Genomic DNA, 12,520 nt, shown 5'->3' with positions numbered 1-12,520 from the left:
TAAACAAGGGGAGGCATCTTACTGCCTCCCCTTGTTTTGATCCTATTTCGGATCCGTTGGAAATAAGATTTTCACGTTCGTGCCGATTCCGGGACGACTAAAAAGTGAAACGCCGTATTGATTGCCATAATGAAGCTTGATGCGCTGATCAACATTGCGAATGCCGTAACCTTTGCCACCGTCTTCCCTAAAAATCCGCTTGATCGTATCTTCACTCATTCCCACACCATCATCGATAATGGAGAAGAAGACATGCTTATCCTCCATTCCCGCTTCAAGCCGCAAATAAATGCGATCGCCGAACCAGGCATGCTCGAGAACGTTCTCCAAAAACGGCTGCAAGATAAGCTTGATCGTTCCGTATGCATAGATCGCCGGATCAATATGAAAACCGACCTCCATCCGTTCACCGTAACGAATTTGCTTAATGGCCAAATAAGCTTTGGCATGTTCAATTTCCTTTTGAATCAGATGAAACATCTTGCCTTCGTTCAGCGTCAGGCGATAAAATTTGGCAAGCTCCAGAATCATTTTATTAATCTTCTGATTCTCGCCCATTTTCGCCAGTCGACCAATTGAAGAAAGCGTATTATACAGAAAATGCGGGTTAATTTGCGCTTGTAGAGCAGCGAATTCGGATTCCTTTTTCTGAATCTGCATCAGTAAAACTTCTTGAATAAGTTTCTCCGTATTCGTGCCCATCTCGTTCAGCGCAACTCCTATTTCCGAGAACTCGTCCTTCCCTTTAACAACCATCCGTTTTCGGAAGTCTCCTTCGCGGAACGCCCCCAATACAGACACGATTCGTCCAACACGCAAGGAGAAATAGCGGCTGATCAGAACGGCGATCAGCCATAACACCAGCGTCCCGATGATGCTGACAATAATCGTTAGCTTCCATACTCTCGTTGCATCCTTCGTCAATATTTCATTCGGCACGACCGTTGCAATCTCCCATTGCGTACCCGCCAGCGGTTCCCTGATAACCAGATCGCCGCTGACTCCCTGATCCTCTTGCGGAACGTTCGCCGCCTCTGTTCCTAGTTCGGATGCAAAGACAGTCGTCCCCTTCTCGTTCAAAACATAGATCGATGCCTCATTGCCGATCTTCGAATAATCGACACTTTGGAACAGCTCGTTTAGTTTCACCGTAGCCCGCATGATTCCGATTTCATCCAGCTGGAACGGATCGTAGGTGTCCACCAATCGACGGACGAGGGAGATGTTTCCCATTGCAGCGTCGTTCTCGATCTGCTCCCAGTGCATCGTGATTCCGTAATCCTCTGGCGGAATATTTACATACCAAGGCTTGTCCACTATACGGCTCAGATGATACAACTCAAAAATTTTTCCTTTGCTCGCCAAAAAGTCCTCCGAATCCGATTTCGTATAAAACAACTCCGGCAACGATTGATTTCGCAAATACACGCTAAGCCAGATGCTGCTGTCCGTGGATTTGATCGCATTTTGCAGCTTTGGAATCAGGTAACTGGTTGTCGTCTCGTAACTGCCCCATCCTTCTTCGTAATTCCGCAGATGGGCAGTAAGATCAAGATCGGAATAAAGTAAATTACTGATTCTAACTGTATCGCTTAGCTTATAACCCACATTGTCGGCGATCTGCTTAAGTGTTGCCCTAATGTTGCTGCTGGACTGCTCACGAATGGAATGAATGAACGTCACATACGAGAAAGTGCCTATTGTCAATACCGCGATCAATATGACCAGTAGATAAGTCGCCATGAGCTTATATCCGAATGGAATGTAACTCCGCCTCGTTATCTGCATGTCTTACGGTACTCCCCGGGAGACAAGCCGAAGGATTCCTTGAATTGTTTGCTAAAATACGTCAAGTTGCTATACCCGACATGGTCGGATATTTCGTAGATTTTGAGACTGGAATGCTTCAGCAGTTCACAAGCCTTCTCCAACCGCACATGAATGATGAAGTCGGTAAAGCTTCGGCCCGTCTCCTCGCGGAACAACTGACCCATATAATTATGCGAATAGGAGAAATGATCACTCACGTCGCGGAGCGTCGTCAATTGCTCTCCGACTCGACTTTCGACGAATGCCATCACTTTTTCAATTAATTGGCGGTTTTTACGCTGTTTCTTAACCAACAAAACATCAGAGATTGCATATAATTTCTCTTTAAACCACTCTTGCACATCGGCAATCGTCTCATAGCTGGTTATAACCTCCCAATGGTCGGCGGCCTTCCCCCAATGATCTTGGATATCGACATTAAGTCCTTCCAGATACAACTCGAGCCTAAATAATGCGCGTGCCATGAAATTATCCACATCCTGCTTGGAGTCGAGGCGCCTAACGAATTTGAACACGCTGCCGACTTCCTCCCCAATCGATAAAGCATCGCACCTGCTTAACGCCTCAAACAAGGTATCCAATCCGATATCCACATGCCTCGCATGCTCCAGTTCCGCATGCTCAATACTGCCGATCTCAATGACACGATTCTTTCCTTCAAACCATTTGCACGAGAGCGCCTTAAGCGCTTCCTTGTATGATCTCTTTATATCGTCGTACGCTTCAAACAACGCTCCAACTCCCACTGTTGCCGTGACTGAATGTAGTTCTCTAAGTCCAATGATTGCTCTCCGCAGCCACTCGTAGCTGTTGTTGTTGGCATTCTCCAGGACGCAGGCGATCCGATGAGATGCGATTCTGCAGCAGTTCGCAATTCCCGCAATCTTCACTTGCTCCGCTAAATATTCCATGCAATTGGACAGCAGCTTCTCACGTTCCATGTCCGAGAGCTTACCCATCTTCCATGCCACATCGTCAATTTCCAACACCGCAATCTTACCCGGCAGCTTTGATAACTCCGCTTTACCTTCATATTCCATATTCGCTTCGCCATTCAAGCTCATGCCTTCCAACGCTTCCAGCAACCATTGCTTACGCGCCATCGGCGCTAGCTCCTTATAGACGGACTCCATGCGAACAATCTCTCTCGCGTTATCCAGTGAGTGCTTTACCTGTTCAATCGTGCGGGTCAGCTCATCATCGTCTACCGGCTTCAGAACGTAGCTTACTGCGTTGAGCGCCAGAGCTTCGCGCGCGTAATGAAAATCCTCCACTCCGCTTACGAAAATAATTCTCAAGTCAGGCCATAGCGTCTTCGCTTTCTTGGCCAGCTCCAACCCTGTCATATTCGGCATGCGTATGTCGGTAACTAATATATCGATCTGCTCCCGCTCCAGCACGCTCATTGCCGCATAACCGCTATTGACTGATGCAGAGACGGCAATTCCAAGCTGTTCCCATGGAATGAAATGCGTCAGTCCGTATAAGTCCAATTCCTCATCATCCACTAGCAACGCACAGTACATGAAGCAATCACCTCTTTAGGTCGTTGTTAATACAAGTAGTATAACGTCAAGCTTTCGACATGCCTATAGAATCGTGCTTGAATGGATGTATGTACGAATACAATACGGGAAAAAGGCACAACCATTCGCAAGGAGTGGTTGTACCTTTCTTCTATACAAATACGCGCTTATTTCCCTTGCATCTTTTTCAAGTTTTGTTGCCAAATTTGTGTTTTGTAGGCAAGCAATTTATCATAACCAGCTGCTTGCGCATCCTTCTCCGCTTTGTCGAGGATGGAGTCGACTTCTTCGTCGCTCTTTGCGAACATCACTTTGGCACGCGCCTGATCGGCAATTTGTCCAATTTGCTGAGCGATGACGCCTTCGTCCGATTCCTGAATCGGTTCGATACCCGTAAATTGGGTCGCGTCATAAGACGTTTTCCAGGTAACCGTTGTTTGTGCCACCGTATCCCATGAACGCTTATCTTCAGCAAGTTTCATCTCATTAACCGCTTTCGACGTATCGATAAAACTCGTGTTGCCAGCCCACTGGAACGTATCCCAGATGGCCATATCTTTCGTGCGCTCATCTTTCTCCTCAATAAATTTATCGGTATACAGCGGAGCCCCGTTCTCGTCCGTTCCTTCCCAATAATGACCTTCAGGTCCCCAAAAGATAACCCTTTCTCCCTCTGGACTTGTCAGCCAGTCGAGATAGGCGAATATACCTTCTGGATTTTCAGCAGAAGTCGTGATCAAACTGACGTTCCATCCAATTGAGTCGTATTGGTTGACCCAAACCTTGTTTGGATCGACATCTTCTTTATGAATAGGCCAAATAATTTTGTAACCGCCGTTCGGATTTTTTTCTTTCAAGATTCCATCAGCTGTCGGTAAAAGCCCCGTTGTATCATAAGCGGAGTAGACAGCGACTTTGCCGTTGTTGACCTTTTCCTTCACTTGATCACGCGTCTGTGTTAGAGCATCTTGGGTAATCAGCTTCTCGCGGAAAAGCTTGCTCGTATACTTCATCGTCTCCCGGTATACCGGATCGGTGAATAAAGAGATCAATTTATCTCCTTGAGGCACGGCTCTCATAGCGAGATTCTGCATCGGGTGATCATCTGCCATGCCCGGATAGAACATATCAATGCCTTGACCCGTCATACCCGTTTCATAGGGAATGACATCCGGATATTTTTCTTTTACGAGCTTCAAATACGCATACAAATCATCGAATGTTTCCAGCCTTGGCTCGCCAAGCGCTTTATAAATCTCGATATTGACTGCGTAACCGCCGTTGCCCATCGGACGGTTCGTATACCAGTTCGGGAATTGATAAAGCTTGCCGTCGCTTGCGCGAAGCATATTCAGCGTCTCTTCTCCCGCATACTTCACTAAATTAGGGTACTTCTCCAAATAAGAATCTAACGGAACGACAAGTCCTGCCTTCACCAGCTTCTCAACATCCGGTCCGCGGTCGAGCCATATGACATCAGGCAGCTTCTTGGAAGCTAACATAGTCGTAAACTTCTGGCTGGCAGCCCCGCTGGAAGGGATCGCTTTCACTGTAACTTGTTTATTGTCTTGAATCCACTTCGTCGCAAGGTCTTCTCCCCACGGATACATCGTATACCAATCGTAGTTGCCGTAGAACGAGAACGACAGCGGCGTTTCTCCGAATACGAAAGCATTCTCTTCCTTAGTCGCATTGTTAGCTGCTGTTTGATCCGTTGCGCCCTCCGTATTGTTGTTTCCCCCTCCGCTGCAAGCGGTAAGTGCGGTTAGAAGGACCAGCATCAAGGCTAATGACAAAACCATATTATTTCTCTTAATCATCGATTATGCCCCTTTCCATCTCGTTATTATTATATCGTTAAAGCCTCTCGGCTCTCACTTCAATATGGAAGAGAAAAGATAGATTACCCTTTGACTGAACCGATCATGACCCCTTTTGCAAAATACTTCTGAACGAAGGGATACACAACGAGAATAGGTATAGTCGCCACCATCATCGTTGCCATCGTTAACGATTTGGTCGTGACCGCTTGACTCGCTGACATCGCGTTCTGCGCGGCCGCATTCGTCTGCATAAGCTGCTCGGACATAATATTGGAGTTTAAGATGCGTTGCAGCGTCGTCTGGATTGGAAGAAGATCTTCGTTCGTAATGTAGAGAATCGGTGTAAACCATTCATTCCAATGCCATACCGCGGCAAACAAGGATAACGTCGCGATAACCGGAGTAGATACGGGTATTACAATTCGTAAGAACGTGCCCCAATAACCGCAGCCGTCAATCTTAGCCGACTCTTCCAAACCGTCCGGCAGTTCAAGGAAAAACGTCCGGAATACGATCATGTTCCATACGCTGATCAAGTTCGGGATAATCATAACCCAGAAGCTGTCCATCAGCCCCAATGACTGTATAAGCATATAAGAAGGAATAAGCCCACCTGCAAAATACATCGTGATCAAACAAATGACCATATAGATGTTTTTGCCCATCAGTTCTTTTTTGGACATGCCATACGCGAATACGGCCGTGAAGAAGATAGCAGAAATTGTCCCGATGACCGTTCGGATTACGGATACGATGAAGCTTGTAATCAGCCTCTTGTCTTCGAACACGATGGCATAATTGTCGAGCGTAAATTGTCTCGGCCAGAAAGTGATTCCTCCCAGAGACGTATCCGTTCCGCTGTTGAACGAGATGACGGCAGAATTCCAGAACGGGTATAACATGACGAAGGACATGAAACCAACCAATAGGTAAATTCCATTCATCATCCATCGTTCAGAGAACGATAATTTCATATCTTCACTTCCCTATTTGAAATGTCGGAGTCGCGATCGCTACCACAGGCTTTGTCCCGATTTTCTTGCCCATTTGTTAGCAAGCACAAGCAATGTAACGCTTATTACTGCTTTGAACAGCCCAACCGCCGTGCCATATGAATACCGATATGAACCTATGCCGACACGGTAGGCATACGTATCGATTACATCAGCGACATCGAGCAGAATCGGATTTTTGGACAACAACAAGATGTCTTCAAAACCGGCGCTGAGCAGATTGCCAATGGACAGTATAAAAAACAAAATGATGACCGGTTTAATTGCTGGAAGCGTAATATGATGAATTTGCTTTAACCGATTAGCTCCATCGAGGGACGCCGCTTCATAAATCTCTGGATTCACGCCAGCGATCGCCGCCAAATAAATGATCGAAGAGAATCCGATGTCTTTCCACACGTTTGTGCTAATGAGAATGGACCAGAAGTAATCTACAGTCGATAGAAAGTTGATTGGTTCCTTAATCCATCCGAGCTTCTCTAGCAGCATATTCAAGCTTCCATTATCAACGGCAAGCATAGACCCGACAAACCCGGAAACGATTACCCAAGATAAGAAGTGTGGCAAATAACTAATCGTCTGCACAATTCTCTTGTATGCGGCATGCCTGATCTCGTTTAATAAAACCGCCAATATAATCGGAGCCGGAAATCCGATCAAGAGCTTCAGGAAGCTGATCGCAAGCGTATTCCGCATGACTCTCCAGAAGTCGGGGGAGCGGAAGAAAGCTTCGAAATGCTTAAAGCCTACCCATGGACTCGCCCAAAAGCCTTGTATTATGTCATAATCTTTAAAAGCCATCAAAGCTCCATACATCGGCACGTAACTGAACAAGGCGATGAACAGAATTGCAGGAATGACCATAATCTGCAGATCCCATTGCTTCGCGAATCGGATCAGCTTGCTCGTTCGTGATTGCATAGGGTCACGTCCTTTCTTTTTCTTCTCGACCTAATCATACATGGGATACGTTGCCCCCAACCACCGCACTATGCATCGAAAAGTTATACTTTGAGAAGGTATTCAGTGAATGTAATCGTCTAATTGGGGTTAAAAAAAACAGGAAGGTGCAGATGTTCGGTCTGCACCTTCCTGTTTCTATTATTAACGCTTATAGTTAGTTGCATGGATGGCGGATGCATCCACGGGCTGTTCCTTCATTCCTTGCCAGGCTCCTGCAATTGCAGCCGTTTGAATTGCGCGAATATAAATACACCGGTCAGTACGACTACGACACCTGACCAGAAAAACCACATTTGAATGCCGTATTTATCTACGAGCGGGCCAGCCATCAGCAAGCCGATCGGCGAGGCCAGCAGCATCACACTCGTTGCGATCGATATGACGCGCCCGAGCATCTCAGGCTCGTAAGCCCTCTGAATCATCGCCATGTATGGTCCGTTGAAAAAGGGCGCCGTCGCCCCCATCAGAAACGACAGAACGACGAATACGATGAATGCGTCTTTGCCGATCAAGCCGCTAGCCAGGCAGGTTGCTCCGATCGCAACCAAGCTGAAGCCGATGTACGTTACATCCTTCCACCTGGAAGCAGCAACAGACAATAGCAAGCCGCCTGCCATCATGCCGATACTGAATACTGCCTCCACAAGACTGGCGCTGTAGCCGCCCCTCTCGAAGTGAGAAAGCGTCATGAAAGGAAATAACATGGCAAGCGGCATAAAAGCTATGCTGAAGATCGCCGCGGCAAGCGTAATAATGACAACCGGTTTGACCTTAATGAACGTTTGCCAGCCGAGCTTCAATTCGTTGAAGAAATGCGGCTGCACCTTCACTTCCGGCTTCGGTTGATTGAATTTGACGAACAAGAGCATCAGATTCGCGATGAGAGCGCCGGCCACGTCAAGGAAAAGGACGACTCCGAGCGATGTCGCTGAATACACTGCAATTCCGAGTGCAGGTCCGATTATAGTGGAGAACGAGAAGATCATTTGCTGCCATCCGGCCACGCGCGTCAATTGATCTTCCGGTGCGATCAAGGGAATAGCCGCTTGGAACGCAGGGGCGTGGAAGGCCGACGCCGTCGATCGAATCATTAATATCAAATATACGAAAGCTAGGCTAGGCTCGCCAAAATAATAATATAACCCAAGCACGAGACTGAATAGCGCAATCGAGCTGTCCGCAATAATCATCGTAAGCTTGCGGTTCCACCGATCGAGCAGCACGCCTATAAAGGGACCTAGCAGCGCTTGAGGCAGAAAGCCTATAAGCCCCGCAATCGTCAGAACGATGGCTGATTCGGTCGTCTCCGTCAAATGCCAAATAATCGAGAATTGAACCATCGAAGTCGTTAGTATGGAGAATAGTTGTCCGGTGAATATCGTGGCGAATGCTTTTTTCCATTGCATAGCATTCGTGTTAAGTTGTTTTTCAGTTGTCATATTGGTTGCTCCTTTATTTAGGTATCATCGATTGATATCGAATGCATTCTGCTGATTAAGATATTCCGTGATAGGAGCACACCAAATAACACTTGCCATTTTACTGAAAAAATGGAGTGCAATGTTGACCTGCCCCTCGTCTTACCTTAAACGCATAAATGCTGTACCCAACAAAGGAAGCACCCCCGACGATCAGCAGCTTTCGCTGCCGACAAAAAGTTATTGCCATTTTAGCAAAAAAGTCGGGAGCGCACAACCTTTTACATAAAGCCAGCCATTAGTTCGTCCAAGCTCTTGAATTCATAACCTTGCCGTCTAGCTTCGTCAATGATGCCCCCCAGCGCCTCCGTATTGTCCTTCGACACGGAATGGAGCAAGATGATCGCGCCGGGATGAAGCTGCTTAATGACCGAGCTGTAGGCATAATCGCGCCCTCGCTGCGCATTAACATCCCAATCCTTATAAGCGACAGACCAAAATACGTTCGTATATCCGACCTGCTTGCTGACAGCGAGCACCCTTTCGCTGAATATCCCTCTTGGAGGCCTAAGATAGATCATTTCCTTCTGTCCGGTGAGCTCGCGAACTTGTACATTTACTTTGTCCAGCTCGGATTTGATCTGCTCGTCGGACAACGTCGTCATATCCGGATGACTCCACGAATGGTTGCCGATGATATGCCCTTCAGACACCATTCGCTTTAGCAGCTCAGGCTGATCCTTAATGTAATGACCGGTCACGAAAAAAGTCGCCGGCGTCTTCTTATCCCTCAATATATCGAGAATTTTTGATGTGAAGCCGTTCTCGTAACCGTTATCGAACGTTAAGTAAAGCTCCTTCTTGGTTGTGTCGCCAAGAAACAAAGCGCCGTGCTTCAACACGATCGGTTTGAAGCCCTCATCGTCTATGGAGGGAAGCCTTCCCTCGGCGCTCTTCCGAAAGCCAAAATGATACACGCCAGGCGAGCCAGCCGCATTTACAAAACTAGTCGCACCGCTCAGCATAACCATAAGCAGCAAAACAGCAACGACGATACGAATCAAACGCATAACCACTCATCCGCTCCTTCTCTTGTCCCGATCGTAACCGATCATAATAAAAATAGCTGCGCCAACGATTATAAAATCGTCAGCGCAGCTATTTTCCCCTGATTTTCGCTATTATATCCATCATTCTCCCTTATTGCGCTCGCCGTACAGTCCGTTTACCTCTTGGATCAGCACCTCTAGCAGCGGAAAGGTCGATTGATAGCCAATGCTCTCAATGATCGATCGATGATACCATTCCTGCTTGTCGCGTCCGCGCTTGAACCGCTGCCACGCCTTCTCGCCCTCAGCCTCTATGGCGGCACGCGTCGATCGAATATTATGAATCTTATCTGCGCAGGAAACCATTCTGACCGGGAGCGATGCTGTCTTCAAGAACGCAATCGTATGCGACTTGCGCTCTTCCCAGGACCTGCTCTTGTCTGGCTCTGAGCATCCGATAACAATATCAGTCACCGTCTGTCCGAATTTCTCGAGCAGATCTTCTTCCGTAACTTCGGTATCCTCCAGCGTGTCATGCAGGATGCCTGCAGCTACTATCTCAGGCTCACACTGGGCTTGCATCAGCATCATCCCGACTCCGAAAGGGTGGCTAATATAAGGCAGGTTTGTACCTTTCCTCACTTGATTTTTGTGAGCCTTTGCCGCAAGATCTATCGCTTTCTGTATAAGCTCCATTACCAATAATCGCTCCCTCTCCTGCATGGCCGCCTTTCGTCTCTGTTCCATCTTCTTCGTATGCAGCCTATAAACGTAATATATACGCTTTTTTGCTTCAACTAGACCACATGCGTATGCTTAATCGTCATCAATTGTTCGTAGTGTATCCGAATATCGCTTCATATACCACGTTATATAGTCTAATCAACCATGACTGCTTATGCTCAGATCGAACAACTCCGATAGGAGCTTATACGAATGTACACGCGCCTCGTAATTATGAATCGGGCTATTAATAAGAATCTCGTTAACATTATAAGCTGCGCTAAGCTCGATCAGCTGCTGCTTCACCTTCTCCGGAGAACCTACAACTCTCGTTTGGCGCGTATGCTTAATTCTTAAATAGTCTGCTTCCGTATAAGGGTAATCGTACGCCGTCTGCACTGAAGGCAGATTGAGCAGTTGCTGTCCCGTCGATAACTGCAGGAAAAACAAATCGCTGCTTGTCGCAAGCGCATTCGCTTCCTCTTCCGTATCGGCACAAATAACTAATGCTGCAATCATAGCCTGCGGCTTATCGCCGAGCAGTTTGGAAGGCTGGAAGTGTGTCTGATAATATCGCATGGCGTCCTCTCCGCCCGGTGTGCCGAAAAACTGAGCGAACGCATAAGCCGAACCTAACTGCGCAGCCATTCTTGCGCTTTCTCCGCTAGAACCGAGCATCCAGATCGGCGGCGCGCTCGGGATCGACGGAGACGTCAACAGCCCCTCGAAAGGATGCCCCGAAGGCTGTTTATCACGCAGAAAGCCTGCCAAGTCCAGTACCTGCTGAGGGTACTTATTCACATCAACGAACTTATCCGCTTGCAGCGCTCTTGTCGCGATCGGCATACCGCCCGGCGCTCGGCCTAGCCCGACGTCGATTCTGCCTGGATGTAGCGCCTCCAACAGCTTAAAGTTTTCCGCTACCTTGTAGGCGCTGTAATGAGGCAGCATGATCCCGCCTGATCCTACGCGTATCGTCGACGTAGCCGCTGCCAAATGTGCGATAAGCACTTCAGGGCTAGAGAATGCAAGCGCTCTTGTCGCATGATGCTCCGATACCCAGAACCGGCTATAGCCTAACCTCTCCGTCTCCTGAATGAGACGCGTCGCTTCCTGCAGCGCTTGTCCCGCTGTCTGACCTTCGCTTATATGCACCTGATCGAGAACTCCAAGCTTAAGCATAACCAACCTCCTAGCGATATAATGAGCAGCAATACGAGTAAAATAATTTCAAAAAAAACCACTCCCGTTCGTCTCCATTCGACGAAGTTAGTGGTTACCGTTTAAGTTAAAAAATGAAGATGGTCGGGATGACACGATTTGAACATGCGACCCCCTGGTCCCAAACCAGGTGCTCTACCAAGCTGAGCTACATCCCGAGAAAAGATGGAGCGGAAGACGGGAATCGAACCCGCGACCCTCGCCTTGGCAAGGCGATGCTCTACCGCTGAGCCACTTCCGCAAAAAACTGGTGCCGTCGAGAGGACTTGAACCCCCAACCTACTGATTACAAGTCAGTTGCTCTACCAATTGAGCTACAACGGCAAGGTGTGGTTTCATCTGCTTCTAGATGAAAGAATTGGTTGCGGGGGCAGGATTTGAACCTGCGGCCTTCGGGTTATGAGCCCGACGAGCTACCGGGCTGCTCCACCCCGCGTCGTTAAACAAATAATAATGGTGACCCGTAGGGGATTCGAACCCCTGTTACCTCCGTGAAAGGGAGGTGTCTTAACCCCTTGACCAACGGGCCTAGCTATGATGATAAAAAAGTTCGTACGGAGAGAGAGGGATTCGAACCCTCGCACCACTTACGCAGTCTAACCCCTTAGCAGAGGGTCCCCTTGAGCCACTTGGGTATCTCTCCAAACAGTGTTTTCGCTGATTGTACCTCTCGAATTACTTCGAAAAACACAACCATTTTCATTTGATTATGCTTCCCGAATCACTTCAGAAAAGACATAACCATGAATTCCAGAGCGTCATTGCGCCCTGAAAACTGGATACGAAAGAATGTTGCTGCTGAACTTTAGCTGTTGCCTACAGGTTGTATGGACCATATAAGCTTTTTAGGATAAGCCCTCGACCGATTAGTATTCGTCAGCTACACACATTGCTGTGCTTCCACCCCGAACCTATCAACCTCGTCGTCTTCAAGGGGTCTTACATACTGGGAAA

General features: G+C 47.8%; 9 protein-coding genes, 6 tRNA genes and 1 rRNA gene. All 16 read right to left on the bottom strand.

The window, feature by feature from the left end:
• Nucleotides 1–42: 42 nt before the first annotated feature.
• The gene (locus AC0YN0_RS08825; RefSeq protein WP_475820940.1) at nucleotides 43–1,788 is read right to left on the bottom strand and encodes a sensor histidine kinase; all 1,746 of its coding nucleotides are present in this window, start codon (nucleotides 1,786–1,788) and stop codon (nucleotides 43–45) included.
• On the bottom strand, nucleotides 1,779–3,356 hold the full coding sequence (locus tag AC0YN0_RS08820) for a response regulator (protein WP_475820939.1): 1,578 nt from the start codon (nucleotides 3,354–3,356) through the stop codon (nucleotides 1,779–1,781). The genes AC0YN0_RS08825 and AC0YN0_RS08820 overlap by 10 nt, the downstream gene beginning before the upstream one ends.
• A gap of 167 nt (nucleotides 3,357–3,523) precedes the next feature.
• Nucleotides 3,524–5,176: an extracellular solute-binding protein gene (locus AC0YN0_RS08815; RefSeq protein ID WP_475820938.1), complete on the bottom strand. Its 1,653-nt coding sequence runs from the start codon at nucleotides 5,174–5,176 to the stop codon at nucleotides 3,524–3,526.
• An 83-nt stretch (nucleotides 5,177–5,259) separates the two neighbouring features.
• Nucleotides 5,260–6,126 carry a carbohydrate ABC transporter permease gene (locus tag AC0YN0_RS08810; protein WP_475821875.1) on the bottom strand — a complete coding sequence of 289 codons (867 nt, stop codon included), beginning with the start codon at nucleotides 6,124–6,126 and terminating at the stop codon, nucleotides 5,260–5,262.
• 66 nt (nucleotides 6,127–6,192) lie between these two features.
• Nucleotides 6,193–7,113 (bottom strand): ABC transporter permease, encoded by a 921-nt coding sequence (locus AC0YN0_RS08805; RefSeq protein ID WP_475820937.1) that lies wholly within the window; start codon nucleotides 7,111–7,113, stop codon nucleotides 6,193–6,195.
• A 236-nt stretch (nucleotides 7,114–7,349) separates the two neighbouring features.
• On the bottom strand, nucleotides 7,350–8,594 hold the full coding sequence (locus AC0YN0_RS08800; RefSeq protein WP_475820936.1) for an MFS transporter: 1,245 nt from the start codon (nucleotides 8,592–8,594) through the stop codon (nucleotides 7,350–7,352).
• 260 nt (nucleotides 8,595–8,854) lie between these two features.
• Nucleotides 8,855–9,604: a delta-lactam-biosynthetic de-N-acetylase gene (pdaA, locus tag AC0YN0_RS08795; RefSeq protein ID WP_475821874.1), complete on the bottom strand. Its 750-nt coding sequence runs from the start codon at nucleotides 9,602–9,604 to the stop codon at nucleotides 8,855–8,857.
• A 159-nt stretch (nucleotides 9,605–9,763) separates the two neighbouring features.
• The gene (locus AC0YN0_RS08790; RefSeq protein ID WP_475820935.1) at nucleotides 9,764–10,369 is read right to left on the bottom strand and encodes an HD domain-containing protein; all 606 of its coding nucleotides are present in this window, start codon (nucleotides 10,367–10,369) and stop codon (nucleotides 9,764–9,766) included.
• Between the two features lie 135 nt (nucleotides 10,370–10,504).
• On the bottom strand, nucleotides 10,505–11,527 hold the full coding sequence (locus tag AC0YN0_RS08785; protein WP_475820934.1) for an LLM class flavin-dependent oxidoreductase: 1,023 nt from the start codon (nucleotides 11,525–11,527) through the stop codon (nucleotides 10,505–10,507).
• Nucleotides 11,528–11,647: 120 nt separating this feature from the next.
• Nucleotides 11,648–11,724: transfer RNA gene (locus AC0YN0_RS08780), tRNA-Pro, on the bottom strand.
• An 8-nt stretch (nucleotides 11,725–11,732) separates the two neighbouring features.
• A tRNA-Gly gene (locus AC0YN0_RS08775) sits at nucleotides 11,733–11,807 on the bottom strand.
• Between the two features lie 7 nt (nucleotides 11,808–11,814).
• A tRNA-Thr gene (locus AC0YN0_RS08770) sits at nucleotides 11,815–11,890 on the bottom strand.
• A 35-nt stretch (nucleotides 11,891–11,925) separates the two neighbouring features.
• A tRNA-Met gene (locus tag AC0YN0_RS08765) sits at nucleotides 11,926–12,002 on the bottom strand.
• 18 nt (nucleotides 12,003–12,020) lie between these two features.
• Nucleotides 12,021–12,095: transfer RNA gene (locus AC0YN0_RS08760), tRNA-Glu, on the bottom strand.
• 26 nt (nucleotides 12,096–12,121) lie between these two features.
• A tRNA-Ser gene (locus AC0YN0_RS08755) sits at nucleotides 12,122–12,209 on the bottom strand.
• 203 nt (nucleotides 12,210–12,412) lie between these two features.
• Nucleotides 12,413–12,520 (bottom strand): 23S ribosomal RNA (locus AC0YN0_RS08750); the annotation flags it as partial.

The organism is Paenibacillus sp. J22P218 (assembly GCF_056269195.1).
The sequence above is the reverse complement of the archived record's forward strand: the minus strand, read 5'-3'. Positions and strand labels throughout refer to the sequence as shown.